This is a genomic window from Janthinobacterium sp. SUN176 (assembly GCF_030587335.1).
GTDB lineage: Bacteria > Pseudomonadota > Gammaproteobacteria > Burkholderiales > Burkholderiaceae_D > Janthinobacterium > Janthinobacterium kumbetense.
This window is the reverse complement of record NZ_JAPWIA010000001.1, coordinates 3,471,088-3,497,969: the sequence shown is the minus strand read 5'-3', so window position 1 is coordinate 3,497,969 and position 26,882 is coordinate 3,471,088. Positions and strand designations below refer to the sequence as shown.

The window sequence follows — 26,882 nt, the reverse complement described above, 5'->3', positions numbered from 1 at the left end:
GATTAACTCCCCAATGCAAACCAGTTGGCCAGCACGCCGGCAGGCGCCGGGCCGCCGGCGGCGTTCCAAAAATGAATGCGGAAACTGCCAGGCGTGATCTGTGTGACCGTGGCATAGCCCGCGCCCGAATTGATTTCCAAGGGCACGACAAAGTGCGCCGCCGTGGGAAAGGCAATCGAAAACGCGACGATGGCGGTGCCCGAGACATCGGAAAACACTTGCCCCCATTGTTCGATCTTGCCGCTGGGCAGCTTCTGATAGCCCTGGGTGACCAGCGCCGCGCCAAAGCGGGCCGAGTAGGCCAGCGACAGGCTGCCGTCGCGCAAATACCAGCCTTCGTTTTTCGAGCACACGAAGGTCGCCGTATCGCCGACGGCCAGGGCCATCGACGTCAGAAAATTGGAGTTGCCATTGACCAGCTTGTCGGTGCCCTGGCGCGCAATGGTGCAGCCCGAGGCGTTGGACGACATGAACGAGATTTCCGCGCCGCTGGGGACGGCGGACGACAGAGGCAGCACGGCCGTCACGTTATTGCCGTTGAACACGAACACGCAGCCGGTGGAATCCGGCGTGAGCGTGGTGCTGGCGGGAATGCCGATGGTCCGGGATTTGTTGCCCAATTGCTTGGCCAGTTGCTGGTCGCTGTAGGCGCGCGCGTTGGCGTCCTGCTGATCGACATACGCGACCTTGGCCAGCAGCGGGTGCGGGTCGGCGGCTGCCTGGTGCTTGGCCAGTTGCTGGTCGCCATAAGTGCGCGCACTGGTGTCCTGCTGATCGACATAGGCGACCTTGGCCAGCAGCGGGTGCGGGTCGGTAGCGGCCTGGTGCTTGGCCAGTTGCTGATCGCCATAGGCGCGTGCGCTGGCGTCCTGCTGATCGACATAGGCGACCTTGGCCAGCAGCGGGTGCGGGTCAGCAGCGGCCTGATGCTTGGCCAGTTGCTGGTCGCCATAGGTGCGCGCGCTGGTGTCCTGCTGATCGACATAGGCGACCTTGGCCAGCAGCGGGTGCGGGTCGGCGGCCGCCTGGTGCTTGGCCATTTGCTGGTCGCCATAGGTGCGTGCGCTGGTATCCTGCTGATCGACATAGGCGATCTTGGCCAGGAGCGGGTGCGGGTCAGGAGAGGCCTGGTGCTTGGCCAGCTGCGCATCGCTATAGGCGCGCACGGTGATGATCTGGTCATCGACATACTGGCGTGTTGCCAGGATGATGGACGGGTCGATTTTCAGCTCGATGGCGGCCGTGCTGGCGACGATCAGCACGATGCGCACCACTTGCGTGCGGCCGCTGCCTTCCGTCATCAATGGCTTGTAGCTGGGCGGGCAGTTGGCCACCGCGCACAGGTCTCCGGCCTCGTCAAAGATGCCGATCTCGCGTATCCACCAGCCGCCCACGTCCTCGGGCAAGACTTGCTCGACGATGATCTGGCTGGCGTTGGCCGGATCGACCGTCAGCTGGTTCAGGCCGGCGCGGCGCACCTCATGCACCAGCGCCTTTTGCGTGCGCACGGGCATGGGCAGGTTGCCGTTGCCGTCGCCCACGGCGAGGTTTTTCAGTTTCAGGGTTTGACCCAGGGCGATGGCGTTGGCCAGCTTGGCCTCGCCCACTTCGGTCAGGATGGCAAAGTATGTGCTCATGGATAGATGGTCAGGGTGTCGATGGTATGGGATGCGCCGGCCTGCAACAGCGTGCCGCGCACTTCGATGGTTTCCGCGATCCAGGGATACACGGTCATGGCGTCGCCGTAGTAGGCGCAAGCGCCCGCGTAGATGCTGCCGCGACTTTCCAGATAAATGGCCAGGCCCGCCATGTGGCGGCTGACGGGCTTGGCGTCGGCAATCAGGCGCTCCATTTCCTGAAACATGGCGTCGGTGATGCCGGTATCGAGCACGCCCACGTCGAGGCGGAAAGTACCCGGCACGCCGGCCGGCGTGGTTTGCCACCACTCGGTAATGCGGATCAAATAGCCCAGGGACTCGACCACGCGGCGCACGGCGGCAATCGTGCCCTTGTGCTTGTGGATGAAATAGGCCGCCTTGATGGCGCCGCGCTTGGTCGATTCGGGCCAGGCGTCGTCCCAGCGATCCACGGAACAGGCCCAGGCCAGGAACGGCAGCAGATTGACCGGGCAGCGGTCGGCGCTCCACAGGTCGCGCAGCGGCACGGGCACGTTGACCAGCTCGGCGCAGGCCAGGGCAATGGCGCGCTCCAGCGCCGTGGTGTTGGGCGGCAGGGTCGGCACGGTCCTATTCATCGAGCACGACCACATTCAACTTGATGGCGGTGCAGCGCGCGGCCTGGGTGGCGTTCAGCTCGATGTCCGCCGCCGGACTGGTCAAGACGACCTTGCGCACGCCTTCGACGTGGACGGCGGCGCTGCAGGCGGACCGGTAGATGCTGTGGCCCAGCGGGCGGCGCGGCTGCGACACGCGCACGGCGTTGGCGCGCGCGGCGTCCAACAGAATCGGCACTTCCGGGCCGACGCCGATAAACAAGGTGGCCTCGATCTGGTAGTCGATGACCTGGGCGGCCTGCACGCTCAAGCGGTCGCCCAGGGGGCGCACGTCCTCGGCATTGAGCGCGCGCGCCACGGTGGCCAGCAGCTCGGCGTCGGCGATGCCGGTGGCGTTGTTGGCCAGCACCGTGACGACGACGTGCGCCGGCGCGGGGCTGGTGGCGCTCGCGTCCTTGACGCGGCCGTCGCTACTGCGTGCATGGAATTCGTAGGACGCTTTCGGGCCGGCCACGGACAGGCCGTCCGGCGCTTCCTGGATGCGCAGGCGGTAGGCGTCGTTGTCTTCCATCACGGCGGCCACGGGCGGCAGGGCGTTGGGATTGGCCGGCGTGATGACCAGGCGTGCCACGTTGACGTTGGCGCCCAGCTGATCCAGGTCGCCATCGAGGGCGAAGGCCAGCATGACGGCCTTGCCGGCCTCGTTGACGCGGTTGCGCAAGATGGTTTCCTGATAGCTGTTCTCTTCCAGCAGCTTGGTCGCCGGCTCCGATTCCAGGGCCAAGAGGGCCGTGACGGCGGCGCGCTCGGCTTCCGGCAGCAGGCTGACCAGGTGGGCTTTGCGGTTGGCCAGGATGGCTTCGAAGTCGAGCACCTCGACCACGCTCGGCGCCGGCAATTGGGTCAGGTCGATAGGCGTGCTCATACGACGCCGCCTTGCTTGACGGGCACGGCCAGCGTAATGCCCTGGCCATTCGCCGTGCCATCGAGCAGCAGCGCGATGGCGCCGTCCGTGTCGCGCGTGAGCTGCACGCTGGCCAACTGCAGGCGCGGCTCCCAGCGGCGCAGGGCAAAGGCAGTGGCGGCGTAGATGCGCAACTGCGTGGCGCTGTTCAAGGGCTGGTCGATCAGCTCGGGCACTTCGGAGCCATAGCGGCGCCGCCGGATGCGCGAGCCGATGGGCGTCGTGATAATGTCGGTGGCCGACTGGCGCAGATGGCCCAGGCCCGTCAGGCTGCGCCCGGTGGCGGCGTGCATGCCCATCATGGCAACGGCCCGCCCGATTGGTCTCCACCTTGCTTGACGCCGCTGTGCGGATGCTTGAGCAAGCTGATGGCTCCGGCCAGCACGTCCTCGCTGGCTTTGATTGTTCCTTGCACGGCCATGGCCACGCCGCCAGCGGCGCCGGCCTTGGCGTTCACGCCACCGTTCAAGGCGGTGGCGCCGTTGACTGTCGCCGACTGCATGACGATCAGATTTTTCATGACGGTCAGGTCGCCCGTGCAAATGGTGCTCGGTGCGTTCGACGTGACCTTGTCGGCGGTGATGGTGGCGGTGCCGCCGGGTAGCGTCGCCGTCAGGGCATGGGCCGCATGGTCGTACTGCACCACTGCGCCGTCGGGGTAATGCGTGGTGTGGATGGTGCCGCTGGTGTCGGGGGCGTCAAATTCCTGCGAGTACAGCGCCGGCAGGATGATGCCGCGCGTCAGCTCGCCACCGGGTGAAAAGACAATGACCTGTTCGCCCACGGTAGGAGCCGACCAGGTGCGCGTGCTGCCGGCGCGGTGGGTGGCCCATTTCAACCATTCGCTGGTGAGTGTCGGCCCAAGCCGCACGCGCGCCTTGGCTCCTTCGACCTCGGCGATGGTGCCCAGGCGGATCAGGTTTTGCAGCAAGCGGGTGAGGTCGGACAGGTCGGCGTTCATGCAATGCATGTTGCCGAAGTCCGCGTGCAGATGCACGCGGGGGCGGGTTGATAAGCTGCTTACTGACTAATCAGACTTCCCCTTCAAATTCCCATTTAGGGAGCAGATTGCCAAAAATATATGCGGTGTAGTGATAGATGGCGATATTTATCTCTGTGATTTCACCAACCGCAAGCGGAAGATCCTCGCCAGCAAATAGATCCATGACTTCATCAAGCGACGCGGTGGCATCTATTCGATGGGCCATTTTATTTCTTAAGCTATTTAATTTTCTAAGTGATCCAACTGCAAAGTCTTGGAGAATTGGGTACTCACCATGTAATTTCGCTTTTGAACATATTGTCAGTTTTTTTTCATAACTAAGCCTTGACGAGGTGATAGCTTGTCCGTTGGGGTGAAACGCAAGTTCAATTAACTCATCGATCAGACTTTCAGTAATAAGATGACATCGAATAAGCAAAGAAACGGGGTCATCGCCTGCTGCAGCCATTTTCCCGACATTTTCCATAAGAAATGGCATTCTTTTATAGCGCGTAGCCGTCAGGGCCAGCAACCGTTCCTTTAAACTTTCCATTTATACGAACTCCTCTGATAGTTGACGTCATATTAATGCGTATTCATATGACGTAGCAACGATTCGCGTATCAACGTCCGATCCGGTTCATTTAACCCCAGCAGCGGCCGCTCCGGGTACTTGTATGCCTGGCCTTTTTTTGACACGCGGTCTTGCCGGCCAAACTGATGCACATGCGCCACGCGCGCCACCCAGCCAAAGAAGCCGACTTCGATCTGGTCGCCGGTCGCCTTCACTTTCAGGTGCTTGGCGGTACGAATCTTGGCGAACATGGCCGCTTTCTGCCGCTTGATACGCCCGTTCTTTCCCTTGAACTCCTTGCGCCGCTTGCGCGCCGGGTAGGCCGCGCCGTCCGGCCCCTGCTGCGCCTTGATGCGCTGCGCCTGGCTGCGGCGCAGGTCGATGGCCACCTTGTGATTGATGGCGCGGCGCTGGGCCGGCTGCAGCTTGGCCAGCAGGGCGCCGGCCCAGGCTTCCAGCGCGTGCAGGTCGTCGCTCATGCTGTGGCCTCGGGCGTGTGCCATTCGGCCAGAAGGGTGTCGCCGGCGTACAGCTTCCAGAACTCGTCCGCGTAGGCCGGCATGTGCTGTATCTCGGCCAGGTGCTTGATGTCCAGGCGGCCCGCCTCGCCGGCCTTGACGGCCACGCGCTCCGTCAAGTCCAGCTTGATGGAAATGTCGACCGTTTCATGGTTATTAAAATCGACCTCGAAGGCGATGCCGTGCTTGCGGGTTTCCTCGTTGGCCATCAGGTCGAGCTGGTGGACTTTCAGCCAGGCAATCAGGGCCACCATGATGGCGTCGGCGTCGCCCGCGTAATCGGTGACGATCAAGTTGAGCTTGAAGCGGTATTCGAAGGAGAGGGAGGCGGTGGCCGACGCCACCACGTTACCTTCGTCGGCGAAGACCAGCAGGCGGTCGGGATCGCGCTGCAGATCGGGGATGGCGGCGGCCAAGTGCTGGCGCAAGCTATTCGGTTTGTACATGGTAGGTGTCTCGCAAGGTGTTGTAGGCGTCGATGCAGGCGTTTAGCTGGCGGGTTGCGTCGTCGCCGTCGCCGGCAATGGCATCAAGAGCTGCCGCAGTCGCTGGGTCAAGTTCGGCGCGCGCTTCGTGCCGATGGCCTGCGGCAGCGGTGGAATTTGCAGTGGCGGCGCACTGGCCGCCGGCAATGGGGATTGACAGGCGCACAGCGCCGCTGCGTACATCAAGGCTGAAACGGTCACGCTCAGTTTTCGCATGGGTTTGCTCCTGGGTGAGGTGGTCGGCGCGCTGCGCAAGGGCTGCGCCGGCGGCGCGTTCCAGCGTCAGCACGCGGGCGGTGGCTTGGGCCAGCGCGGTGGCGGCATTGGTTTTGCTGGTGGCGGCCGCCCGCTGCAGTGCGGCGATGGCGACATCCTTGCGCCAGCCCTGCGTCGTCCAGCCCGCGATGGTGCCGCACAGGAGAACGGCGGCCAGCGGGCGCCAGGTGGTTGCCGTCACATGGCCACCCGTTCCTTGATCCAGCCGAACAGAAAACGGCGCTGGGTCTTGTTGGCCTCGGTGATGTCCAGGTAGCGCGCCGCCTGCAGGCCGTTCAGGGCGCGCAGCAGTACGGCGGCGCCATCCTGGCCGCGCCATTTCAGGAAGGATGCAAGCGCGCCCAGCGACTGGGCGCCCAGGCGGCCGTCGACGAACAGCGCCGGATAGCGCGCGCCCGTGTCATTAAAACCGTTCAGCCAGCGCTGCAGGAACTCGGCCGCGCGGTGCGGCCCCATGTTCACGCCCGTGTCGATGACTTCGGCGCCAATGCCGGCATGCAGGGCCAGCACCTGGTCGAACTTGGGTTCCGTGATGTAGCGGGCCGTGTAGATGGCGCGCGACACGGACTCGGGCAGATCGCGCATCGGCCCCGTGTAGCCGTTGGCACGTGCCACCGCCACGGTGATGCCGAAGTTGGTTTCGCCGCCCTTGTCTTGCGGGTCGTTCACGTAGCCGCCTTCGGCGCGCAGGATGGCGTCGATGACGCGCGCGATCAGGGGATTATCGGTGGTGGGCATCAATGCTCCTTCGCGTCTTTGACCAGCTCGGCGATGTCTTTGTCGCTGCGGCGCTGGAACCACAGGGCGACGGCGCGCGATACCCACCAGCCGGGGGCGCCGACGATCAGGTCGATGGCGGACGCGTTGACCATGGCGCCGATGGCCGGGAGCTGGGCGCACAGCAGCTGATACACCGTGCCGCCCAGCAGGCACGAGAACACGCCGGCGCAGGCCAGGCGGGCGACGAATTCGCCCTTGTTGAAGGTGCCGTCGGCATTCAAGGGCGGCAGCACGATGTACAGCATGGCCGCGCCGACCATGCCCAGCGCCGCCTTGAAGCCGTACAGTTTGACCAGGGTGGCGAAACCACCAAACGATTCTGCGGACATTGCTTGATTCTCCGGTGAGAGGGTAGATAGATTTTTCATGAGGGTAAAAATGGTGGATTGCTGCGTTAATCCCATAGCTGCACAAGATCGGCTGTCGCCACCTGGCCCGTGCTGGGCGCCGGCTCGGGCAGGGTGACGACCAGGCCGGCCGGCAGCACGGCGCCGTGGCGCGCCAGCGCGGGATTGATTTCCAGGGTTTGCTCGACGTATCCCGCGCCGTCGCCCAGGTAACGCCACACCAGGGCGTCTACCGTGTCGTGCTGCTGCGTGCGCACCTGCATCAGATCAATTCCACGGTCAGATGCGTGCGGCCGACGATATCGGCAATCGCCCATTGCGCATTGCGCCGCTGCGCGCCGGGTGCCTCGTCCAGCCATTCCATGCTTTTCTTGTCGCTGACGGACGTGGCCGTGCTGTCGTAATCGCGGTAACGCTCGATCAGATCCGCTTTCGCCGTGCTGTAGACGGCGCGCCGGTACTGCGCCAGCAGGCGCGATTCGCGGTTGATGCGCGTGGCCGGCACGTCGACCAGGGCGGCAATGCCGGCTGCGGCCTGCTTGCCCTGCCAGTCGGCCAGTTCGCGGTTGACGTGCAGGATGGCGTCGACCACGGCTTGCACCAGGCGCGCGTCGGTGACGGTGCCGTCCAGACGCATGGCGTCGCGCATATCGGTGAGCAGGATGTCGGGAAACCAGCCGTCGTTCTCGATGATGCCGGCGGCCGGTGCTGGAGGCGTGGGTGTGCTGCCAGGCGGGGTCGACGGGGGCAGGGCCATGAAGGACATACGGGGCGCTTTCAAAATGGGGCGGTGGACGGGGTTCATCAGGTCAAAGGGTTGGCCAGAATCCCCCCGTGCCGCCGTGCTGCGGGGGATGCTCTTTACGTGGAACCGGCCGCGCGCTTGAGGCGCCGTTCCAGCCGTTCCATATCTTTCTTGACGCCACACGACTCGGACAGGGCGCGCGCGCGTTTCAGCTGTGCCATGGCCGTTTCCGCCTGCGCCACCAGCGCCGGGGCGATGTCCGTCTCGTCGGCCTGATCGAGCACGGCGATCATGGCCAGGCCGATGGCCTTGTGCAGCTTGGCGCGCGCCTGGTCGGGCGCGTCGCTGGCGGCCGTCAACTGTTCCACCTGGCCCAGTACTTGCGCCGCGTGCTGCGGATCGCTGGCCAGCTTGCCGTGTAAGTAGCCTTCGGCAAACTCGTCCAGCATCAGGGTGGCGATGTCGCGGCTGTAGCCATCGGGCAGGGTGAATTTGTGCGCCAGCGCGTATTCGGCCATGACCAGGGCGCGCGCGTACTCGCCCGTGTCGATGTGCCATACCAGCAGGGTGGCGAAGACGTCATCCTGCGCACCTTTGCCGCCGGCCAGCACGCCGTCGATCCACTGCGCGTAATCCGGCAGCAAGGTGGCCTTGACCTCGATCTTGCGTTCCACGGACTGAATCGATTTCAGGCACCGCCGGTCATCGGACAGCTTGTAGAGCATCAAGTCGTAGGCCGTGCCGGTGGTGACGCCCTGCGGCGCGGCGGCGCCGGCCGTGCGCTCGGCCAGCATGCGCGCGCGGTGGCGAAGGGCAGGGGATTGGTTCGCCATTATTTGTCTTTCAGTTCGATGTTTTCCACCAGCGCGGCCAGGCCCAGGTCTTCGATCACGTAGGCGTCGTTGGACGACTCGTAGTTTTCGATGCGGTCGCGCTTGGGCACGTCCTCGACGCGACGGCGGCGCGCGCCTTCCTGGAAGTAGATCGACAGGTTGTCGAAGCGCGTAATCAGGATGGCGTTGTCCGGGAAGAAGGGCACGCGCGCGGCCGGCAAGCCGCCGATGCGCTTCTGGCTGATGATGATGTCCGCCGCCAGGGTTTCCGTGGGTGCCTGCTTGGTGTTGACCAGCGGGAAATACTTGTCGTTCAACAGCTTGCGCCCGACGATGGCCACCAGATTGGTGTCTTCCTGATACCACGGGTCCAGCAGGTTGACGGCATCGGTGACGGCCGCGTCGAGGTTGGCATAGTCGGCGCCGTCCACGTCGCCGATGATGACCTTGCCCGGCATGCCGGCGGCGACCAGGCCCAGCACGCGCTCGGGCGCCAGCTCGCGCAGGTGCTGCAGCCAGCCCTTGTTCACGTCCTGCAGCAGCGGGTTGGCGTCCAGATCGGTGTCGGCCATGGCTTTCACGCCATTGAAGCCGATGACGATGCGGTCGAGCGCTTGGCGCGTCAAGATGGCATTGGCCACGCGCGACTGGAAGTCGGGGAATTTGGCCCAGGCGTCCAGCTTGGCATAGTTCAGATGCGTGTCGAAGTTGGTTTGCTCGCAGCGGTATTTGGTGCCGTCCAGGGTGGACAGGTCGCGCGTCTTGCGTTCCTTGTCCTTGGTGTTGGTGCGGCCGGCAATCGGGCCGGACACGCCCAGGCCCAGCTTTTCGCCTTCCTGCTCGGCCACGCCGATGATGTTCACTTTCGTCAGGAACTCGCTCGATTCCTGCATCTTCGTTTCCAGCTTCTGCTGCACGCTGGGCGTGACGCTGAAGGTCTTGGCCACGTTGTCCGTGTCGTTCAGTTGGCCCAGGCGGGTTTCATACTGGCCAAAGACCTGGCGCGTTTGCTTTTTCATGAATCATTGCTCCGTTGTTGAATGGGGTGTTGGTGGATGGCGCGCGCTTAAAACTCGGTCTGCACGGCGCCGTCGTTGCCAGTGGCGGCCGGGCGGCGCGGGCCGTTGCCGGGCGCCTCGTCCATCTGCGCCTTGAAGGTGGCCAGCTCGTCCTGCGTCGCTTTCTGCGCTTTTTCCGCAGCATCGAGGCGCTTGAGTGCGTCGGCATAGTTGTCGTTGGCGGTGACGACGTGGCCGGCCAGCGCTTGCACGGCTTCGCTGATGTCGGCGAACTGCGCGGCGTCGGTGCCGGATTTATGCGAAAAGCGCGACAACAGGTTTTTCACGGCGTCGGCCAGCTTGATGCCCTGCTCTTCAAACTCCAGCGTCACCTCGACGGCAGAAGTAAACAGGTTGGTGCTTTGCAGCTTGCGGCTGGCGGAGAATTGCAGCGCTTCGGTGCCCAGACTGGCGGGGCTGTCGGTGACGCCCAGGCCGACCAGATAGGGCTGCGCCGAGTCGGCAAAGTCGGGCTGAATTTCCAGGCTGGTGTACAGCTTCTGTTTCGCCTTGTTGATGGCCACCAGCTCCGGCGTGGGTTCGATCTGCGCGAACAGGGCCAGTTTCTTGCCGCTGTCGGTGTCCACTTCCTCGGCTTTCACCGCGATCACGTCGCCGTAGGCCTTGAACTGGCTGTCGGGCAGGATGCCGCGAATGTGCTCGAGCCAGATGCGCGCGCCGTAGGTCTTCGGGTTGTAGGTGGCGGCGATCTGCTCGATGGTGGCGCGGTCGATATTGCGGCCGTCCGTGGTGGCGCCTTCGGTGGCGACGCGGAAAAATTTCGATTTGGACATGGTGGGCGTTCTCGGTTGATCGGATAACGCCATGGTCAACGTCTTGGCGCCGCGATTCAATGCGGTGCGGGTTGCTATGGGCCATAGCGACTTTTGCCTTCCCCCGCTCCGCGCGCGCGCGGCCTACGCTGGCGGCATGCTGACAATCGAGAAAACAAGCGAACAAACCACCGACCAAATCATCGGTGAACTGGCCGTGCCCGAGTCCGAGCCACGGCGCGCCGCGCGCGCCCTGTACTGGAAGGGCTGGCGCATTTCGTCCATTGCCCGCCACCTGGGCATCAAGCGCAGCACCATCAACAGCTGGAAGCTGCGCGACGAGTGGGACAAGGCCCAGGCCATCGAGCACGTCGAGGCAGCGGCCGAGCTGCGCCTCGTGAAACTGATCGAAAAAGAGGTCAAGAGCGGCAGCGACTACAAGGAAATCGACCTGCTGATGCGCGCTATCGTGCAGGCGGCGCGCGTGCGCCGCTACGAGCAGCCGGGCGGCAATGAGGTGGACTTGAACCCGAAGCTGGCGAACCGCAATGCCGGGCCGAAGAAGAAGCCGACGCGCAACGATTTCAGCGAAGAGCAGAAAATCCAGCTGCTCGACGCCTTCCAGGATTCGCTCTTCGATTATCAAAAGGTCTGGTACCGCAACGGCGACCAGCGCACGCGCGCCATTCTCAAAAGCCGCCAGATCGGTGCCACCTGGTACTTCGCCCGCGAGGCGCTGGCCGATGCGATGGAGACGGGCCGCAATCAGATTTTTCTGTCCGCGTCGAAGTCGCAGGCGCACGTCTTCAAGCAGTACATCGTGCAGTTCGCGCGCGAGGCGGCGGGCATCGAGCTGACGGGCGACCCCATCGTGCTGCCGAACGGCGCGCACCTGTACTTCCTGGGCACCAACGCGCGCACAGCGCAGGGCTACCACGGCAATTTCTACTTCGATGAATTCTTCTGGACGCAGAATTTCCAGGAGTTGAACAAGGTGGCCTCGGGCATGGCCATTCACAAGAAATGGCGCAAGACCTATTTTTCAACGCCATCCTCGACCACGCACCAGGCCTATCCGTTCTGGACGGGCGAGCTGTTCAACAAGCGCCGCGCCAAGGCCGACCAAGTGAATATCGACGTGAGCCATGGCCGCTTGTCGTCGGGTTTTACGGGCGAGGACAAGATCTGGCGCCAGATCGTCACCATCCTGGACGCCGAGCGCGGCGGCTGCAACCTGTTCGACATCGACGAGCTGCGCAACTTCGAATACAGCCCGGACCAGTTCGACAATCTGCTGATGTGCAACTTTATCGACGACTCGGCCTCGGTCTTCCCGCTGGCCGAGCTGCAGCGCTGCATGGTCGATTCCTGGGTGGAATGGGACGACTACAAGCCGTTACTGGGCTTGCGCCCGTTCGGCAACCGGCCCGTGTGGATCGGCTATGACCCGGCCTTGAACGGCGACAGCGCCGGCTGCGTGGTGCTGGCGCCGCCCATGACGGCCGGCGGTAAGTTCCGCATCCTTGAGCGCCACCAGTGGCGCGGGCAGAGTTTCGAAGATCACGCCGACGCCATCCGCCAGATGACCCAGCGCTACAACGTCGAATACATCGGCATCGATACCACGGGCATGGGCATCGGCGTGCTGCCTATCGTGCGCGGCTTCTTCCCGGCCGTCACGGCCCTGAACTACTCGCCCGAAGTCAAAACCCGCATGGTGCTGAAAGCCAAAAACATCATCAGCAAGGGGCGGCTGGAGTTTGACGCCGGCTGGACCGACATCGCGCAATCGTTCATGGCCATCCACAAGACCCTCACCCCCAGCGGGCGGCATGTGACCTATGTCGCCGGCCGCAGCGATGAAACCGGCCACGCCGATCTGGCGTGGGCCTGCATGCACGCCCTCGATCACGAGCCCTTCGAAGGCACCACCGACAACCACCACTCTTTCATGGAGATTTATTCTTGAGAAAAGCACGACACTTGCGCGGCCGGCAGGCCGAGAGCGCACCACCAGCGGCCACGGCACCGGCCGCCGCCGGCATCGAGGCGTTTTCCTTCGGCGACCCGACGCCCGTGCTCGAGCACGCCGACATTCTCGACTGCTTCGAATGCTGGAAGAACGGCCATTGGTATGAGCCGCCCGTCAACCTGGCCGGCCTGGCCAAGTCGTTTAACGCGGGCGTGCACCACAGCAGCGCCATCCACTTCAAGGCCAACGTGCTGACGTCCACCTTGATGCCGACGAAATACCTGTCGCGCGATGGCTTCAAGCGCATGGCCCTGGACTATCTGACCTTCGGCAATGCCTACCTGGAAGACCGGCCCAGCCGCAGCGGCAAGGCGCTGGCGTACCAGCATGCGCTGGCCAAATACATGCGGCGCGGCGTCGATCTGGACACGTATTTTTTTGTGAACGGCTATCAGGCCGTGCACCAGTTCGACAAGGGCCGGGTGTTCCACCTGATGGAGCCGGACGTGAACCAGGAGCTGTACGGCGTGCCGCAGTACCTGAGCGCCCTGCAATCGGCCTGGCTCAACGAGGCGGCGACCCTGTTCCGCCGCAAGTACTACAAGAACGGCTCGCACGCCGGCTTCGTTTTCTACATGACGGACGCGGCCGCCAACACCCAGGACGTGGACAACCTGCGCCAGGCCATGCGCGACAGCAAGGGGCCGGGCAACTTCCGTAACCTGTTCATGTACGCGCCGAATGGCAAGAAGGACGGCATCCAGATCCTGCCCGTGTCGGACGTGGCCGCCAAAGACGAGTTTTTTAACATCAAGAGCGTGACGCGCGACGACCAGCTGGCCGCGCACCGCGTGCCGCCCCAGCTGATGGGCATCCTGCCGAACAATGCCGGCGGCTTCGGCGCCGTCGAGCCTGCCGCGCGCGTCTTCGCCCGTAACGAGCTGGTGCCGCTGCAGGCGCAGTTCGAAGCGATCAACGAGTGGGCGGGCGTGGAAGTGGTGAAGTTCGCCCCGTATGACCTGGGCCTGGGCAAGGAGACAGCGCAATGAGCGACCATATCGACAACACCGACAAGATCATCTTTGCCGAGGTGGCGCGCGGCCTGGCCGCCGTGCGGCGCCGGCCCGCCCTGGTGGCGCACGGCTGCTGTCACTACTGCGACGAGGCGCTGGTGCCCGCGCTGCTGTTCTGCGATGTGGACTGCCGCGATGACTACGAGAAGGAACAGGCGGCCAAGGCGCGCGCCGGCCGCGCAGGATGACCGCCACGCCGCGATGACCGGTAGGGCAGGGCCGCGACAGCCCAGCCGCACCGAAGCGCCCCAGCCACCGCACAAGCCGCCCACGAGGCGGCTTTTTCATGTCCCGACGAATGATGTTGCACCAGAAGCAAGAAAAAAGCCCATTTTGGCCCGGCGCGCGCAGTTGTCCCCCCTCCACACCTGCCCGCTATATAGGGCTCTTTTGACTCAAATGTGCGCCATGGCCGAAGGCCCATGAGGACTGGCGCGGCGGGGCGAATAGGGGGCATGCGATTTGACGCATTTTGACGCACTTTGAGCGCTTTTTCGTGCGGGTGGCGCGGTGGGGCCTGGAAAGGCTTTTTCGTGCTCTGGCGGGGCTGTATCACAGCCGCACGGTCCATCGCTATTCGGTGCTGCCCAGCAGTGCGGCAACCTGAGTCTCATCCGCACCACGGGTCAATTCTGCGCTCAGGGTAGGCCATTCGTAAGCTTCGGCGCGGATGTGCCAGTGGGGCACTAGCTGTAGCAATAGAATTATTTATTCTCCTCTGTTATTAACCACTCTTCGTATGTAGGCTGGGGTATCTCTTCATTGTCGGAGTTTAAATTTCCGAATAAATTATTTGCTACGTCATTTGAATATTTCTCTGCCTTGGTATAGTCAGATTTATCAGGCATGAAATTTACGTTATGTTCCTTTAGTTTGTTAAAACACTCGTCTCCTTGGTAAGGATTTTCAATCAATTTCTTCGTGAATAGTTGATAAAGAAGGAGCCAGTATTGATCTTTGTCATAGGCCGATTTTTCAATAATAGTATTCGCAAAAATAACTATATCGTGGTCATGGGTTCCAAAAGGGAGAAGTGTGCATATGGCTATACAGTCATTTGATTGTATAATTTTTTTTGCTGTATCTTCATAAAGCTCAAGGTCATTCTTTTTTAGAATATGTAGAGACCAAGCCATTCCATCTGAACGTTTTTTCTCTGAATTTTCCACGGCTATCAAATTTATCTTTTTTTCAAGGCCGGTGATGTCTAAATCATGATTGTCAATTAGCGTGTCTAAGAAATTAAGTAGCATTGGGAAGTGCCAAGCTAAGTTGATAATGTAGTTGAATAGTACTTGCGCAGAGGATTTTTCTACACTGTATATAAGTAAGCCTATTGCAAATTTCATTACGGCACCGTCAGCTGTATGTTTATTTATGTCGATTGCAAAGTCTAAAAAATGAGTCACTTCTTCTGATGTTAATTTTCGCTTGGAGTTGTTTTCAGCGGTGAATTTGGTAGGTAGAGCGGAGATTAGTGATGATACCCATCCATCATTTAGAGGGCGAGGTAGTTCCACTATAGAGGTTTTGTGTAAATTCAATTGCATCTTGAACTTCATTAGCGTGGAGTTAAGTTCCGAAATAAATTTCTCGGCATCTTCATATGTTTTGCAAAAGCATGTGTAGTCATCAATATATCTTCGAAAGACGTATCCTTTGTTTTTTAGTTCCTCATCAATTTTGCCTAGTATTATTTCAACTATTATTGTCGATGTCGCTGGTCCAATCGGAATGCCTTGCGTTTCGCCACGTTTTGTTTTTCGCTGAAACATATCAATATCATCTGACCAATGATTGGGCCCGCGATTCTCTAACTTTTTCTTTGACTCGTCAAAGCCAATTACTGCCCAAGGTATGGAGTGAGTGTAAATGCTGTTGAAGCATCCTGATATATCGGTGTGAGCTCGATATTTGCAGCCGAAGCCATCTTCCAATGAGCGAAGTATTTTTTTCTCTGGATCTTCATAATTCATTATTACCATTCGTCCATCTTCGTGGCGGTCTGGTTTAATCATACTGTTTTCGTTGAGTTTAATGTATTTTATTTCATCCCAATTTTCGTGAATTTTTTCGACAAGCAAAGAGTATGCTTTTGGATGAATCAAGGAAAGCGTGCGTGGTATGTTGTTATGGCGAGTGGATGAATATTCCACTAAATCGTATCCAATTTTTTTTCTAATTACTGGTTCGGGAATTTTAGATAATAATGAGCAGATTTCAGGAGTGAAATTTATGCTGCTGAAACAAGGTGGAATTTCGCTTACCGATTTTTGATTGGGGAAGTAGTTATGTCGGGTCAGTGCTTCATAAATGTGGCGTTGCTCAGTGATGGGCGGAACGATACGTCCCGAAAGCATTGATAGCATTGATAGCATGGCGAAGCCTTTTGTATAAATGGATGGTGTCCCGAAGATGTCGGAATGTAGGTTATTAATGGATAATTATGGAAATTGCATATCGAATCTAGCATATTTGAAAGCTGCTATGTGCAATTTTAGAATTGAGATATAGTAAATGCATGTGCGCTGACTATACTCCCAGTCGTAAGGATCAGATCGAGGGTCACTTCGGCGTTCGCTCGTCGCAACACGACCTGCCGCCCGAGGCGTGGCCCGGCTACATGGCGCCCATCCTGCGCGGCTCTCACGAAGCGCCCGGCGAGCTGGAAATCGCCCCCGCCATGTTCGGCATGGTGCCCCACTGTGCCGACCACAAGCTGGCCCGGCAGACCTACAACGCGCGCACCGAGACCGTGGCCAGCAAGCCATCCTTCCGCAGCGCCTGGAAACGCAAGCAGTTTTGCATCATTCCGGCCACCAATTTCTTCGAGCCCAACTATGAAACCGGCAAGCCGGTGCGCTGGCGTATCGAGCGCGCCGACGGCGCCCCGGTGGCCATCGCTGGCATATGGGAATACCGGCCTGCCGATCAGCTGCTGTCGTTCTCGATGCTGACGATCAACGCCCACGAGCACCCGCTGATGCAGCGCTTCCACAAGCCAGACGATGAAAAGCGCATGGTGATGATCCTGGACCCGGACCAGTATCAAGGCTGGCTGGACGGCTCGCTGGTGTTGGAAGAGGATGTTTATCGGCAGTATCCAGCTGACCTTTTGATCGCGCAGCCTGATCCTTTGCCCCCTCGGACAGGAGCGAAACCGGCCGCGAAGGCTGACTCGGCGCCGCCCAACTCACTTTTCTAGAAACAATTTTATACTTCCTGTTTCTTGGTTCGGCCGATATACTGTATAAAAACACAGTATATCGGCCAGCCATGAATGCAACATTACTAATTCTTCAATCTAGCCAACCCGGTGTGTCGCAGGTGCCTTTTCCACTTGCGCAGTACCCGATCCCCAGTGCGCGGCCGGAAATTTCGCACCGCATATCCGCTGGGTTCCCGTCGCCGGCCGCCGACTACACGGAAGACGGCCTGGACCTGAATGCGCTGCTGGTGCAGCACAAGGCCGCATCGTTTTTCTTCACGGTCGAGGGCGACTCGATGCGCGATGCCGGCATACTGGATGGCGACAAGGTGGTGGTCGACCGATCGGTTGCCCCTTTGCATGGTCACATTGTCATTGCCGTCATCGATGCCGAATACACCCTCAAGCGCCTGTATTGCCAGCGGGGCAGGGTAGAGCTGCGCCCCGACAACCCTGCATACAAGTCGATCTGCCTGGCTGAAGGTAGCGAGTTGCAGATATGGGGTGTGGTGACGGGCGTCGTGCGAAAGCTCCGGGTGTGACATGGGCGACCCGACCAAGCAGATTTTTGCGCTTGTCGACGTCAACAACATGTACGTCAGCTGCGAGCGCGCTTTCAACCCCCGCTTGCGCGACTGTCCGGTTGTGGTGCTGTCCAATAACGATGGCTGCGCCGTGGCCAGGTCGAACGAGGTCAAGGCCTTGGGCGTGCCGATGGGCGCGCCCTGGTTCCAGATGCGCGACTTGGCGAGGCAACACGGAATTGTTGGCTTATCGTCAAACTATACCCTGTACGCAGACATGAGCAACCGCATCATGACGATCCTGCGGACCTACAGCCCCAATGTCGAGGTGTATTCGATCGATGAATCGTTTCTCAGCCTGAATGGCCTGGGCGGACTATGGGATTCTCCGACAGCCATGGGGCAGGATATCCGCGCCAAGGTGGCGCAGTGGACCAGCTTGCCCGTATGCGTGGGGGTGGGCCAGTCAAAGACCTTGGCCAAGTTGGCCAACCATGTGGCAAAGAAATTCCCACTGTTCAACAGCGTTGCCGACTTCACGACCATGTCGGATGCCCGCACCGTCTGGCTACTGCAGCGCATCGACGTCGGCGAGGTGTGGGGCGTCGGCCGGCGCATCAGCGCCAAGTTGCGCGCCATGGGCATCAACACCGTGCAGGACTTGAAAGACGCGCCACCGAGCACCATGCGGGCACATTTCGGCGTCGTTCTCGAGCGCACGTGCAACGAGCTACGCGGAATTTCCTGCCTGCAGTTGGAAGAGGTGGCGCCGCCGCGCAAGGAGATTGTGTCGTCGCGCTCCTTCGGCACCATGGTCATCACAGCGGCCGAGCTGGGCGAATCGATATCCACCTATGCCGCGCGCGCCGGCGAGAAGCTGCGCGGGCAGCATTCCCTGTGCGGTGCTGTCCATGTTTTCGTGCAAACAAACCGGTTCCGCGAGCAGGACGAGCAATATTCCAACGGCATCACCATCCCCCTGGTCGAGCCAAGCGCCGATAACCGCGTCCTGGCAGGCGCCGCGCTGCACGGCCTGGCCATGATCTTTCGCAATGGGTTCAAGTACAAGAAAGCCGGAATCATGCTGATGGACCTGCAGCCGGATACTCAACGCCAGGGCGTCTTATTTGATGGGGACCCGGACCGTGCGCGCTCAGTGCGCGCCATGACAGCCCTCGATGCATTAAATGAGCGGTTCGGGCGCGATACGGTACACCTGGGCTCGGCTGGCCTGGACAGGCGCTGGGCAATGTTGTCGGAAAATCGCACGCCGCGGTACACCACGAATTGGATGGAGTTGCCGAAAGTGAGGGCGCAGTAGCGCGCGGCTGTACATTGGGTGTTGTTAGATGGAAATTTTCAAACAAAGGTAATGGATATGGGCCAGCACCGAAAACCCTTGAGTAGCGCTGAATTGACAGAAATTCGGATACGAAGTGATTCACCGGATCTACGTGCACTGTTATGGGAAATTCGCCGAATGCGACAGATTGCATCGAGGGCGGACCAGCTAGACCCTTAGGGCCGCGCGTGGGAGAATTTGGCCTCATGGATCGCGGCGGGGCCGGGTCTCTGCTTGCTTCCCATGGCGGGATTCATTTAACGCCGCAAGCCGGGCCGCTCTAACGGAACTGTGATCAACAAATATCGAATAGCGGTCTCTAGTGAGTTCACGATTCCCCCACTCGATCTCAACTATTACAAAAACTCGACCGGAAAAAATCTCCGTGGTCTCGAAGGTAACTTCGGTCACACGGTTTATGAAGCCGAGTGGCGAACTTTCGCGGCCCTCATCGGGTAAGCTAGCAAGTCGGGCAAGTTCAAGCATCAGTAGCGAGCTCAGCAGCTCTTTATCTTCCCTATGATCCCAAAAATATTTCGGGAACAAAGATCCAACTTCCGGCTGAAACATCAAATCGCCATGGCAAATTCCAAGGCTTGTGGTTACGTGCTGCTTGGCCGATTCAATTCCTTTCACAATAGCGATATCCCCATCTTTGATGAAAATATCCCCCGACTCGGATAATGCCAAGTCGCTCCCGGTCTGGTGCGGATCTTGCCTCACATATTTGTCGGCAACTGCCACCGTCAATTGCAGCTTGTTGTTGGAAGATTTCCAGCTTGGGGGCTGCGTTATCTTTCGCCCGTCACCTTGATCATGGATTACGATAAATCTCGCTCTCTCATGCTGCGCGAGAAATTGCGAACAAAAATCCTTCAAGGAATAGTCATTCCCATATACATAGCTGTCCACTTCAAGAGTCCACTCTGACGGACCCGCAGCTATCCATTTCCCCTCAAATACGATGTCCATGCCTAACTGCATCAACGATGCAGAATCTTTGCGAGGTTGCCTGTTGGGAAGGCGAAGGGCTACATAAGCTTTGTTCTCAGCCTGTATTTTCCATGTTCTCAACGTCGCTGCCGAGTATTGGGTGAAGTCGGCGTCGATTATTCTTGCATGGCGCTGGCACATCCAGATCCCGTTATCAATAGCCTTTCGCTCATCCAAAGGCAAGTTGATGTCGAATCTAGGGCCAAGCTCAGATGCAGCATGAATATGAGCGGCATCGCCCAATTTTATTACATGTTTCGATGAATTATTTCCGGGGCCGACTGTCACATCATCGCAGCCAGGGAAAGAGCAAATCCAAGCCACTCGATCCCCAAGTCTTCGTTTAGTATCAAGTGAGAAATCGCCATCCCTTTTAGCCAATTCAGACCCCTATTTAAAATGAGAAAATATTTTTGAACTTGCGAAGCGCTGCAATTTTAAAAGCTGCAATTTTAAAAAGCTCATCGATGAATCGCAGGCACGTGAGCCATTCTAGCTCATTATTTGTTCCCCAAAATCAAGGCGCACCGCTTTGACATGCGTATCCCCACAGCGCTGGATGGTCCTTGGCAAATTAAGGGCCGCTTGCGCGGCCCTTGGTGCATCTGCCTCCCCACGATCACTCGATGGCCGTCAAGTCCCACCATGCGCCCGGCTCCATCCTGTGCACCGGCTCGCGGGATTTTGCAAGGTAGTCGAGCGCGGCCCAGCGCATGCTTGCTTCGCGCAAGGTGTTCCGGGCGATGACGGTTTGAAGCTGAGCCGCGCGCCACTCGGCCACGTTGCTGGGCCGTGTCGAAGACTCCAAGAGCGCCATAGTCGCGTACTGGTACCACTTGATGGAGATGAAACAACTTTAGTGATCACCACTCAAGCGGATCTGGAAAAAGCGGCCGATGCCCGAACTGGCCCTGCGCAGTGAAAGCGCTGAAATTTGATCTCGTTGGAAAATACGAAAACCCGTTGGAAAACGCAAAAAAGGGGTCACAAGCCGAAGCATGTAACCCTATGATTTTCCTACTCATTTTATGGGGGGCTGATGGGGCTCGAACTCACGACAACAGGAATCACAAGCCTGCACTCGTCCAGCGAATTTAAGCGAATGGAAGGCCTTCCCAAATACGCTTGCTTGCTTCGGATACCATGATTGCCCAATTTCTATTTGTTTGGCTAGTAGCAACTCTTGCCGAAGTCATCACTTGTTCAATTGTTGCGATACCTTGGAAATTATATTCCCCAGGTGACATCTTATAGCGCCTCCCGCTATCGTCGACGACAATATCAGTGAGTCCTTGTTGGGCCATCTTTTCGTGCAACAGTATATAGTCGGCACCATTTGCGCCGTGTAACTCAACGCGAATTGTAAAATTAGACATCCAAATTTCCCCTTTAAAAGTGTCCGTCAATTCTTGCATTCTTATCAATTGATGTCTATAGATAGCCTCATCATTCAGGGGGAGAGAAGGCATCGTGCCTGCTGGCTGTTGTATTTTTTTTGCATAAAATAGTTGAATAAGGTGGTACCGAAATACGGATTCGTGCAAACAACCCTTCCGGTAAAGAACTGTTTTCTACGGTATAAAGATCTATATGTGTAAGTAATTTGTGGAAAAAATTTACCAAATTTGTTTTTAAGTATATGATTTTTATTGATATTTGATTCCGGCCAACGGCACCAAGTTTCATCAGAAAACCCGCTTACTTGCAAAAGTCAGCGGGTTTTTTGTTGTCCTCGATTTCAGCGGCATGGCATGCAACCTGCTGTGATCAGGGGGCACAGCATCTGGAAGGCGTATGTCGCCATCACCTTGCCGCGCGTTCGAACCCCGGCGCGGTGCTTTGCCTGGATACGCGGTCTGCAGATTACAATATGGCATTGTATTTCATATCAACGGAACCTTGCCCATGCCCGACAAAATCTACCAGTACCTGACCTCGCCCGGTGTGGACGATGGCGATACGCCACCCGTGGTCGATCTCGATCTCTACTTTGCGGGCAATGCCGACGAAGAGTCGATCGCGCCGAACCAGTGGGGCTATGGCCGCCCGCCGATTGCGCGGCTGTATGACATGTTCCGCGAGATCGCCGCCAGGCCGGACGTGGAAAAGGTGCTGGTCGGCTTGCACCAGGACTGGTGCGATTATGGCCAGGCGGACGTGGACGCGAAATGCTTCCCGCCGGCGGAAAACGTGCACATCTTCACGTCCGCACGCCAGGACGAGGTGGAGGGCTGGATCGCCGGCATGGAAGCCGACGGCGTCATTCCTGGCTGGCCATACGGCAAGCCCGCCAACGCTCCTGAGCCGTCGGAGGGCTATGCCGTGCTGTCAGTCTGCTGGGACTGAACGCCGCTCAGAAACTGTGTCTGATCCCCGTCGCCAGGGTAGCGTACAGGGTACCGCCATCGTGGAGCTGGACGGCCGATGTCAGTGAGGGATGCGCACCGTTGGTCGGTCGTTCTTCCTCCATGCCACGCGTACCTCAAAACGCAAAGCAGCTGCATCCCAGCGCGCCCCAGAAGCCGGAATGGCTGGAAACAGGGACGGAACTCTTGCGCGCCACGTCGTGGGCGTGGGCGTGCACGCCGCAGGCGCCCTGGCACTGATGCTGTTGCATCACGCTGGCCGTTTGCGGCGGCGCGGCGCGGTAGTGGCCAGCCACGTTTTTCACGGGCGACCAGTCCGGCAACACAGGGATGGGAGGCGGCGCCAGTGGCGTAAATTCCGCCTGGCCGTAGACGATCTTGCCGCCGACGATGGTGAGCACGGATTCGATCGACTTGATCGCCTCTTCATCGATGCTGAAAAAGTCCGCGCTCAGCACGGCCAGGTCGGCCAGCATGCCTTCCTGGATGCGTCCCTTCTTGCCTTGCTCGCTGGAGAACCAGGCGCTGCCCGCCGTCCACAGTTCCAGCGCCGTGTCGCGCGACAGGCGCGAACCTGCGTCGTACAGGCGCAAGCCGCCCACGGTGCGCCCGGACACGAGCCAGTACAGCGCCGTCCAAGGGTTGTAGCTGGCGACCCGCGTGGCGTCTGTGCCGCCGCCCACGGGCACGCCCGAGGCAAGCATGCGTGCGATCGGCGGCGTCGCCTTGGCCGCCTCGGCGCCGTAGCGGTCGACAAAATATTCGCCCTGGAAGGCCATGCGGTGCTGGATGGCGATGCCGCCGCCCAGCGCCTTGACCCGGTCGATGTTTTTCGGCGTGATGGTTTCGCAGTGGTCGAACATCCAGTGCAGGCCGTCGAACGGGATATCGCGGTTGACCTTTTCAAACACCGTCAGCATGCGGTCGATCGATTCGTCATAGGTGGCGTGCAGGCGGAAGGGCCAGCGCTTGGAGACCAGGTGGCGCACCACCTTTTCCAGTTCGTCGTCCATGCCGGGTGCCAGCTCCGGGCGCGGCTCGAGGAAATCCTCGAAGTCTGCGGCGGAAAACACCAGCATTTCGCCGGCGCCGTTATGGCGGTAATAATCGTCGCCCTGGCCCGGCGTGACCATCTGCGTCCATTTTTCAAAATCTTCCAGTTCGCGGCCCTTGTTTTGCGTGAACAGGTTGTAGGCGATGCGGATGGTCAGCTGCTCTTTTTGCGCCAGCTCGTCGACGACGGCGTAGTCTTCCGGATAATTCTGGAAGCCGCCGCCCGCGTCGATGGCGCTGGTCAGGCCGAGGCGATTGAGTTCGCGCATGAACTGGCGCGTGGAATTGACCTGCAATTCGCGCGGCAGGGTCGGGCCTTTCGCCAGGGTCGCATATAAAATCATGGCGTTCGGCCGGGCGATCAGCATGCCCGTGGGGTTGCCGGCAGCGTCGCGCACGATTTCGCCGCCGGGCGGGTTCGGCGTATTTTTATCGTAGCCGACGGCGCGCAGGGCGGCGCGGTTCAGCAGGGCGCGGTCGTACAGGTGCAGGATGAAGACGGGCGTGTCGGGCGCGGCCGCATTGATTTCGTCGAGGGTCGGCATGCGCTTTTCCGCGAACTGGAATTCCGTCCAGCCGCCCACCACGCGCACCCATTGCGGGTTCGGCGTGCGCAGCGCCTGTTCCTTGAGCATGCGCAAGGCGTCGGCCAGCGAGGGCACGCCTTCCCAGCGCAATTCCAGGTTATAGTTCAAGCCGCCGCGGATCAGGTGCAAATGCGAGTCGTTCAGGCCGGGAATCACCGTGCGGCCACCCAGGTCGATCACGCGGCTGTCGGGAGCGCGGTGGCGCATGACGTCTTCAACGTCGCCGACGGCGAGGAATTTGCCGTCGGCGATGGCCACCGCGCTCGCTTGCGGGCAGCTTTTATCGACGGTGTGGAAGCAGCCATTGAGCAGGATCAAGGGTGCGGTGGCGGGGAGGGTGTGTTCTGGCATGGTGCAGCTCCATGGTTGCGGTGCGGGGAGGGCCGGCGTGCGCGGCGCGAAAGTCACGTCGTCCAGTGTAGCGGGCGGGCGGCGCTTGAACACGGGCCAAAAGATCAGGTGGAGCGGGCGCACTGGCCGAAGGACGGGGGCGGCGACCGGCCACATGGCTTACCATGCAGGCAGCGGCACCGGGGCGTTTTCCTGGCGCGTTTTTCGTTTTTTAGTGCATTGCACGGTATCAGGAGTCATTCGATGGATCAGCCACCACACAGCCGCTTGTTCGGCACCAGCCTGGGATTTTTAGCGGGGTATGTCGATACCCTGGGTTTCATTGCCCTGTTTGGCCTGTTTACGGCCCATGTCACGGGTAACTTCGTGCTGATCGGCGCCGCCCTGGCGGATGCATCGCGCGCGTCCATCCTGTTGAAGTTTCTCGCTTTTCCTGCCTTTATCGCCGGCGTCGCCGTCACGCGCCTGATGGTGCTGGCCGTGGAACGCCGCGCCGGCCCGTCACTGACCCTGGCGATGCTGTTGCAGTGGGCCTTGCTGGCCGGCTTCATGGTGTTTGGCTGCCTGGCCGAGCCGATCGGCAAGGATGTCAGTTCCATGGCCATGGTAGCCGGCTTGCTGGGCACGGCCGCCATGGGCGTGCACAGCGCCACCAGCCGGCTGCTGCTGGCGCACCTGGCGCCCACTTCCATGATGACGGGTAACGTGACGCAGATCGTCATCGACACCGTCGACGTGCTGCGCGGCGCGGCTGATGGCGCCACCCATGCGCGCTGCGGGAAGTTCTTCTGGCCGTTGCTGGCTTTTGCCCTGGGCGCCATCGCCGCCGCCTTTGCCTACCTGGCCGTCGGCTTCGTGGCGCTGGCCGTACCCCTGATTTTGCTGGGCGCCCTGATCGTAGTGCAGCAACGCAGCGTGCGACCGGCCGTGCCGGCGGCTTGAGCGTGCTGGCGCCGCTCAGGCGTCGAGGATGCCGCGCCGCAGCGCGATGGTGACGGCGTGGGTGCGGTCCCGGGCGCCCAGCTTGGCCAGGATGGTGCTCATGTGCGCCTTGACGGTTTCTTCCTTGATCTGCAGCAAGGCGCCCGTTTCGCGGTTGGAATTGCCTTGCGCAACCTGCTTGAGCACGTCCAGTTCGCGGTTCGACAGCACGTCGCTGCAGGCATACAGCGCCAGTTCCGCCTCGATCTCGGGCGTGATGTGGCGCCGCCCCGCGTGCACGTTCTGTATCGCCGCCAGCAATTCGTGGCGCAGCGCGCTTTTCAGCACATAACCGCATGCGCCCGCGCGGATGGCGCGCAGCACCTGCGTGTCGCCCTTGTAGGTGGTCAGCACGATGATGCGCGCCTGCGGATGGCGCGCGCGGATGGCGCCGATGGCGTCGAGGCCGTTCATGCGCGGCATCTGCAAATCCATCAGCGTGACGTCGGGCTGCAGCGCGTCAAATTGCTGCACCGCCTGCTGGCCATCGGTGGCCTGGCCCACCAGCGCCACGCCGGGAAAGGCACTGAGCAGGGCCGCGATGCCGTCGAGCAGTAACTGGTGGTCGTCGGCGATGAGGACGCGTATCGGCGCCGTATCGCTGCGCATGATGTTGCCTGGCAAAGAGGAGTTATCGATCAAGAGTCGTCGGAACAGGGTGAGCAAAAGGTATTTTACCGCAGCGCTTGCCGGGCTGCAGGGGGGACTCCCCAGAGGCAAGCTTCATGTCAGCCTATATTTAGATAGTGGTGCGGGCACGCGGCCAGGCATACGATGCACGGCAGTACCCACTCAACCCTCTCTGCATGGATGACATCATGACCAATCCGAAACTGGAAGTCCTCACCCCCGACAATTGCCAGATCATCTTCATCGACCAGCAGCCGCAAATGGCGTTCGGCGTGCAATCGATGGACCGGCAAGCGCTGAAAAACAATACCGTGGGCCTGGCCAAGGCCGCCAAGGTGTTCAACATCCCCACCATCATCACCACGGTGGAAACGGAAAGCTTCTCCGGCCACACCTATCCCGAACTGCTCGACGTCTTCCCCGGCCAGGATATCCTCGAGCGCAGCTCCATGAATTCGTGGGATGACCAGAAGGTGCGCGATGCGCTGGCCGCCAACGGCAAGAAGAAAGTCGTCGTGTCGGGCCTGTGGACGGAAGTGTGCAACAACAGCTTCGCCCTGTGCGCGATGCTCGAAGGCGACTACGAAATCTACATGGTGGCCGACGCCTCGGGCGGTACCTCGAAGGAAGCGCACGACTACGCCATGCAGCGCATGATCCAGGCTGGCGTGGTGCCCGTGACGTGGCAGCAGGTGCTGCTGGAATGGCAGCGCGACTGGGCGCACAAGGCAACCTATGACGCCGTCATGGCCATCGTGCGCGAACATTCGGGCGCCTACGGCATGGGCGTCGACTACGCCTACACGATGGTGCACAAGGCGCCGCAGCGCATCCATGGCGAACACGCCACCCTGGCGCCGGTGCCGGCCAAGTAAACGCCGGGTACAGTGCCATGCGCCGCGCGCCTGACCGTGCGCGGCGTTTTTTTCATCGAAAGGAATGCGCCATGAAGTTATATGTGATTTCGCTGGCGGTGGGCTTGCTGGTTGGCATTATCTACGCCGTCTTGCAGGTACGCTCGCCGGCGCCGCCCGCGATAGCGCTGATCGGCCTGCTGGGTATGCTGATCGGCGAACAGATCGTCCCCGGCGTCAAGCGCCTGATGGCGGGCGAAGCCATCACGGTGTCGTGGCTGCGCAGCGAATGCGTGCCGAAGATCAGCGGCGTGGAGGCGAAGCCAGCGCTGGCCAGGGCAGAACCGCAGCAGAAGGATGACAGCGCCGCTTGATATCCG

Annotated in this window: 32 protein-coding genes; 10 read left to right on the top strand and 22 right to left on the bottom strand. The window is 60.3% G+C overall.

The features are described from left to right. Positions 1-2 precede the first annotated feature (2 nt). The 16 genes from O3299_RS15750 to O3299_RS15675 form a co-directional block, all read right to left on the bottom strand. Positions 3-1,637 (bottom strand): phage tail protein, encoded by a 1,635-nt coding sequence (locus tag O3299_RS15750; protein ID WP_305062672.1) that lies wholly within the window; start codon positions 1,635-1,637, stop codon positions 3-5. Then, entirely contained in the window at positions 1,634-2,254 is a 621-nt protein-coding gene (locus tag O3299_RS15745) for a phage tail protein I (protein ID WP_305062671.1), read from the bottom strand. The genes O3299_RS15750 and O3299_RS15745 overlap by 4 nt, the downstream gene beginning before the upstream one ends. Continuing rightward, on the bottom strand, positions 2,247-3,158 hold the full coding sequence (locus O3299_RS15740) for a baseplate J/gp47 family protein (protein ID WP_305062670.1): 912 nt from the start codon (positions 3,156-3,158) through the stop codon (positions 2,247-2,249). Before O3299_RS15740 ends, O3299_RS15745 begins: the two co-directional genes overlap by 8 nt. Beyond that, a complete protein-coding gene (locus O3299_RS15735; RefSeq protein WP_305062669.1) occupies positions 3,155-3,499 on the bottom strand; it encodes a GPW/gp25 family protein in 345 nt (114 codons plus the stop codon). The genes O3299_RS15740 and O3299_RS15735 overlap by 4 nt, the downstream gene beginning before the upstream one ends. Continuing rightward, positions 3,496-4,158, bottom strand: a complete 663-nt coding sequence (locus O3299_RS15730; RefSeq protein WP_305062668.1) for a phage baseplate assembly protein V — start codon at positions 4,156-4,158, stop codon at positions 3,496-3,498. The genes O3299_RS15735 and O3299_RS15730 overlap by 4 nt, the downstream gene beginning before the upstream one ends. A gap of 70 nt (positions 4,159-4,228) precedes the next feature. After that, entirely contained in the window at positions 4,229-4,732 is a 504-nt protein-coding gene (locus tag O3299_RS15725) for a hypothetical protein (protein ID WP_305062667.1), read from the bottom strand. Between the two features lie 32 nt (positions 4,733-4,764). Continuing rightward, positions 4,765-5,232, bottom strand: coding sequence for a phage virion morphogenesis protein (locus tag O3299_RS15720; protein ID WP_305062666.1), 468 nt, complete (start codon positions 5,230-5,232; stop codon positions 4,765-4,767). Beyond that, positions 5,229-5,717, bottom strand: coding sequence for a phage tail protein (locus O3299_RS15715; protein ID WP_305062665.1), 489 nt, complete (start codon positions 5,715-5,717; stop codon positions 5,229-5,231). Before O3299_RS15715 ends, O3299_RS15720 begins: the two co-directional genes overlap by 4 nt. Then, positions 5,701-6,213, bottom strand: a complete 513-nt coding sequence (locus tag O3299_RS15710) for a lysis system i-spanin subunit Rz (protein ID WP_305062664.1) — start codon at positions 6,211-6,213, stop codon at positions 5,701-5,703. Before O3299_RS15710 ends, O3299_RS15715 begins: the two co-directional genes overlap by 17 nt. Beyond that, complete coding sequence (locus O3299_RS15705; RefSeq protein ID WP_305062663.1) at positions 6,210-6,770, bottom strand: glycoside hydrolase family 108 protein; 561 nt, start codon at positions 6,768-6,770, stop codon at positions 6,210-6,212. Before O3299_RS15705 ends, O3299_RS15710 begins: the two co-directional genes overlap by 4 nt. Beyond that, complete coding sequence (locus O3299_RS15700) at positions 6,770-7,141, bottom strand: hypothetical protein (protein ID WP_070224671.1); 372 nt, start codon at positions 7,139-7,141, stop codon at positions 6,770-6,772. The genes O3299_RS15705 and O3299_RS15700 overlap by 1 nt, the downstream gene beginning before the upstream one ends. A gap of 65 nt (positions 7,142-7,206) precedes the next feature. Continuing rightward, a complete protein-coding gene (locus O3299_RS15695) occupies positions 7,207-7,422 on the bottom strand; it encodes a tail protein X (protein ID WP_305062662.1) in 216 nt (71 codons plus the stop codon). Continuing rightward, entirely contained in the window at positions 7,422-7,925 is a 504-nt protein-coding gene (locus O3299_RS15690; protein ID WP_370385286.1) for a head completion/stabilization protein, read from the bottom strand. The genes O3299_RS15695 and O3299_RS15690 overlap by 1 nt, the downstream gene beginning before the upstream one ends. A gap of 95 nt (positions 7,926-8,020) precedes the next feature. Further along, entirely contained in the window at positions 8,021-8,737 is a 717-nt protein-coding gene (gene gpM / locus O3299_RS15685) for a phage terminase small subunit (RefSeq protein ID WP_305062661.1), read from the bottom strand. Continuing rightward, positions 8,737-9,756 (bottom strand): phage major capsid protein, P2 family, encoded by a 1,020-nt coding sequence (locus O3299_RS15680; protein ID WP_305062660.1) that lies wholly within the window; start codon positions 9,754-9,756, stop codon positions 8,737-8,739. The genes gpM and O3299_RS15680 overlap by 1 nt, the downstream gene beginning before the upstream one ends. A 47-nt stretch (positions 9,757-9,803) precedes the next feature. Continuing rightward, positions 9,804-10,589, bottom strand: a complete 786-nt coding sequence (locus O3299_RS15675) for a GPO family capsid scaffolding protein (protein ID WP_305062659.1) — start codon at positions 10,587-10,589, stop codon at positions 9,804-9,806. Between the two features lie 136 nt (positions 10,590-10,725). Between O3299_RS15675 and O3299_RS15670 the strand changes: the two genes are divergently transcribed. The 3 genes from O3299_RS15670 to O3299_RS15660 are packed head-to-tail and all read left to right on the top strand — an operon-like array spanning position 10,726 to position 13,801. Continuing rightward, positions 10,726-12,537, top strand: coding sequence for a terminase ATPase subunit family protein (locus O3299_RS15670; RefSeq protein ID WP_305062658.1), 1,812 nt, complete (start codon positions 10,726-10,728; stop codon positions 12,535-12,537). Next, a complete protein-coding gene (locus O3299_RS15665; protein ID WP_305062657.1) occupies positions 12,534-13,589 on the top strand; it encodes a phage portal protein in 1,056 nt (351 codons plus the stop codon). The genes O3299_RS15670 and O3299_RS15665 overlap by 4 nt, the downstream gene beginning before the upstream one ends. Then, a complete protein-coding gene (locus O3299_RS15660; protein WP_305062656.1) occupies positions 13,586-13,801 on the top strand; it encodes a hypothetical protein in 216 nt (71 codons plus the stop codon). Before O3299_RS15665 ends, O3299_RS15660 begins: the two co-directional genes overlap by 4 nt. A gap of 516 nt (positions 13,802-14,317) precedes the next feature. On the opposite strand, the gene drt4 is transcribed toward O3299_RS15660, so the two are convergent. Further along, entirely contained in the window at positions 14,318-15,991 is a 1,674-nt protein-coding gene (gene drt4, locus O3299_RS15655; RefSeq protein WP_305062655.1) for an antiviral reverse transcriptase Drt4, read from the bottom strand. 143 nt (positions 15,992-16,134) lie between these two features. Here drt4 and O3299_RS15650 point away from each other — a divergent pair, with 143 nt between their 5' ends. The 3 genes from O3299_RS15650 to O3299_RS15640 all read left to right on the top strand — a co-directional run bounded on the left by O3299_RS15650 (position 16,135) and on the right by O3299_RS15640 (position 18,666). Continuing rightward, positions 16,135-16,818, top strand: a complete 684-nt coding sequence (locus O3299_RS15650; protein ID WP_305062654.1) for an SOS response-associated peptidase — start codon at positions 16,135-16,137, stop codon at positions 16,816-16,818. 71 nt (positions 16,819-16,889) lie between these two features. Next, complete coding sequence (locus O3299_RS15645) at positions 16,890-17,363, top strand: LexA family transcriptional regulator (protein ID WP_305062653.1); 474 nt, start codon at positions 16,890-16,892, stop codon at positions 17,361-17,363. Position 17,364: 1 nt separating this feature from the next. Continuing rightward, positions 17,365-18,666, top strand: a complete 1,302-nt coding sequence (locus O3299_RS15640; RefSeq protein ID WP_305062652.1) for a Y-family DNA polymerase — start codon at positions 17,365-17,367, stop codon at positions 18,664-18,666. Between the two features lie 225 nt (positions 18,667-18,891). Here O3299_RS15640 and O3299_RS15635 read toward each other — a convergent pair whose 3' ends face one another. From O3299_RS15635 to O3299_RS15625, 3 genes are all read right to left on the bottom strand, one after another. Next, positions 18,892-19,968, bottom strand: a complete 1,077-nt coding sequence (locus O3299_RS15635; RefSeq protein WP_305062651.1) for a hypothetical protein — start codon at positions 19,966-19,968, stop codon at positions 18,892-18,894. 331 nt (positions 19,969-20,299) lie between these two features. Beyond that, positions 20,300-20,488 (bottom strand): hypothetical protein, encoded by a 189-nt coding sequence (locus tag O3299_RS15630; protein WP_305062650.1) that lies wholly within the window; start codon positions 20,486-20,488, stop codon positions 20,300-20,302. Between the two features lie 286 nt (positions 20,489-20,774). After that, positions 20,775-21,149, bottom strand: a complete 375-nt coding sequence (locus tag O3299_RS15625; RefSeq protein ID WP_305062649.1) for a hypothetical protein — start codon at positions 21,147-21,149, stop codon at positions 20,775-20,777. A 436-nt stretch (positions 21,150-21,585) separates the two neighbouring features. Between O3299_RS15625 and O3299_RS15620 the strand changes: the two genes are divergently transcribed. After that, entirely contained in the window at positions 21,586-22,026 is a 441-nt protein-coding gene (locus tag O3299_RS15620) for a hypothetical protein (RefSeq protein ID WP_305053040.1), read from the top strand. 136 nt (positions 22,027-22,162) lie between these two features. Here the strand turns inward: O3299_RS15620 and O3299_RS15615 are convergent, their stop codons facing one another. Continuing rightward, on the bottom strand, positions 22,163-24,037 hold the full coding sequence (locus tag O3299_RS15615) for an amidohydrolase (RefSeq protein WP_305062648.1): 1,875 nt from the start codon (positions 24,035-24,037) through the stop codon (positions 22,163-22,165). Between the two features lie 243 nt (positions 24,038-24,280). Here O3299_RS15615 and O3299_RS15610 point away from each other — a divergent pair, with 243 nt between their 5' ends. Further along, complete coding sequence (locus O3299_RS15610) at positions 24,281-24,979, top strand: YoaK family protein (protein ID WP_251350565.1); 699 nt, start codon at positions 24,281-24,283, stop codon at positions 24,977-24,979. Positions 24,980-24,994: 15 nt separating this feature from the next. Here O3299_RS15610 and O3299_RS15605 read toward each other — a convergent pair whose 3' ends face one another. After that, positions 24,995-25,627 carry a response regulator transcription factor gene (locus O3299_RS15605; protein ID WP_305062647.1) on the bottom strand — a complete coding sequence of 211 codons (633 nt, stop codon included), beginning with the start codon at positions 25,625-25,627 and terminating at the stop codon, positions 24,995-24,997. Between the two features lie 209 nt (positions 25,628-25,836). On the opposite strand from O3299_RS15605, the gene O3299_RS15600 reads away from it, so the two are divergent. Both O3299_RS15600 and O3299_RS15595 read left to right on the top strand, forming a co-directional pair. Continuing rightward, a complete protein-coding gene (locus tag O3299_RS15600) occupies positions 25,837-26,523 on the top strand; it encodes a hydrolase (RefSeq protein ID WP_305053036.1) in 687 nt (228 codons plus the stop codon). 71 nt (positions 26,524-26,594) lie between these two features. Then, a complete protein-coding gene (locus tag O3299_RS15595; RefSeq protein ID WP_099666703.1) occupies positions 26,595-26,876 on the top strand; it encodes a XapX domain-containing protein in 282 nt (93 codons plus the stop codon). Positions 26,877-26,882 lie beyond the last annotated feature (6 nt).

Bases quoted from the DNA above. Each gene is read 5' to 3' on its own strand.
- O3299_RS15750 (WP_305062672.1), bottom strand. From the start codon at position 1,637: ATGAGCACATACTTTGCCATCCTGACCGAAGTGGGCGAGGCCAAGCTG.
- O3299_RS15745 (WP_305062671.1), bottom strand. From the start codon at position 2,254: ATGAATAGGACCGTGCCGACCCTGCCGCCCAACACCACGGCGCTGGAG.
- O3299_RS15740 (WP_305062670.1), bottom strand. From the start codon at position 3,158: ATGAGCACGCCTATCGACCTGACCCAATTGCCGGCGCCGAGCGTGGTC.
- O3299_RS15735 (WP_305062669.1), bottom strand. From the start codon at position 3,499: ATGATGGGCATGCACGCCGCCACCGGGCGCAGCCTGACGGGCCTGGGC.
- O3299_RS15730 (WP_305062668.1), bottom strand. From the start codon at position 4,158: ATGAACGCCGACCTGTCCGACCTCACCCGCTTGCTGCAAAACCTGATC.
- O3299_RS15725 (WP_305062667.1), bottom strand. From the start codon at position 4,732: ATGGAAAGTTTAAAGGAACGGTTGCTGGCCCTGACGGCTACGCGCTAT.
- O3299_RS15720 (WP_305062666.1), bottom strand. From the start codon at position 5,232: ATGAGCGACGACCTGCACGCGCTGGAAGCCTGGGCCGGCGCCCTGCTG.
- O3299_RS15715 (WP_305062665.1), bottom strand. From the start codon at position 5,717: ATGTACAAACCGAATAGCTTGCGCCAGCACTTGGCCGCCGCCATCCCC.
- O3299_RS15705 (WP_305062663.1), bottom strand. From the start codon at position 6,770: ATGCCCACCACCGATAATCCCCTGATCGCGCGCGTCATCGACGCCATC.
- O3299_RS15700 (WP_070224671.1), bottom strand. From the start codon at position 7,141: ATGTCCGCAGAATCGTTTGGTGGTTTCGCCACCCTGGTCAAACTGTAC.
- O3299_RS15695 (WP_305062662.1), bottom strand. From the start codon at position 7,422: ATGCAGGTGCGCACGCAGCAGCACGACACGGTAGACGCCCTGGTGTGG.
- O3299_RS15690 (WP_370385286.1), bottom strand. From the start codon at position 7,925: ATGTCCTTCATGGCCCTGCCCCCGTCGACCCCGCCTGGCAGCACACCC.
- gpM (WP_305062661.1), bottom strand. From the start codon at position 8,737: ATGGCGAACCAATCCCCTGCCCTTCGCCACCGCGCGCGCATGCTGGCC.
- O3299_RS15680 (WP_305062660.1), bottom strand. From the start codon at position 9,756: ATGAAAAAGCAAACGCGCCAGGTCTTTGGCCAGTATGAAACCCGCCTG.
- O3299_RS15675 (WP_305062659.1), bottom strand. From the start codon at position 10,589: ATGTCCAAATCGAAATTTTTCCGCGTCGCCACCGAAGGCGCCACCACG.
- O3299_RS15670 (WP_305062658.1), top strand. From the start codon at position 10,726: ATGCTGACAATCGAGAAAACAAGCGAACAAACCACCGACCAAATCATC.
- O3299_RS15660 (WP_305062656.1), top strand. From the start codon at position 13,586: ATGAGCGACCATATCGACAACACCGACAAGATCATCTTTGCCGAGGTG.
- drt4 (WP_305062655.1), bottom strand. From the start codon at position 15,991: ATGCTATCAATGCTATCAATGCTTTCGGGACGTATCGTTCCGCCCATC.
- O3299_RS15650 (WP_305062654.1), top strand. From the start codon at position 16,135: ATGTGCGCTGACTATACTCCCAGTCGTAAGGATCAGATCGAGGGTCAC.
- O3299_RS15645 (WP_305062653.1), top strand. From the start codon at position 16,890: ATGAATGCAACATTACTAATTCTTCAATCTAGCCAACCCGGTGTGTCG.
- O3299_RS15640 (WP_305062652.1), top strand. From the start codon at position 17,365: ATGGGCGACCCGACCAAGCAGATTTTTGCGCTTGTCGACGTCAACAAC.
- O3299_RS15625 (WP_305062649.1), bottom strand. From the start codon at position 21,149: ATGCCTTCTCTCCCCCTGAATGATGAGGCTATCTATAGACATCAATTG.
- O3299_RS15620 (WP_305053040.1), top strand. From the start codon at position 21,586: ATGCCCGACAAAATCTACCAGTACCTGACCTCGCCCGGTGTGGACGAT.
- O3299_RS15615 (WP_305062648.1), bottom strand. From the start codon at position 24,037: ATGCCAGAACACACCCTCCCCGCCACCGCACCCTTGATCCTGCTCAAT.
- O3299_RS15610 (WP_251350565.1), top strand. From the start codon at position 24,281: ATGGATCAGCCACCACACAGCCGCTTGTTCGGCACCAGCCTGGGATTT.
- O3299_RS15605 (WP_305062647.1), bottom strand. From the start codon at position 25,627: ATGCGCAGCGATACGGCGCCGATACGCGTCCTCATCGCCGACGACCAC.
- O3299_RS15600 (WP_305053036.1), top strand. From the start codon at position 25,837: ATGACCAATCCGAAACTGGAAGTCCTCACCCCCGACAATTGCCAGATC.
- O3299_RS15595 (WP_099666703.1), top strand. From the start codon at position 26,595: ATGAAGTTATATGTGATTTCGCTGGCGGTGGGCTTGCTGGTTGGCATT.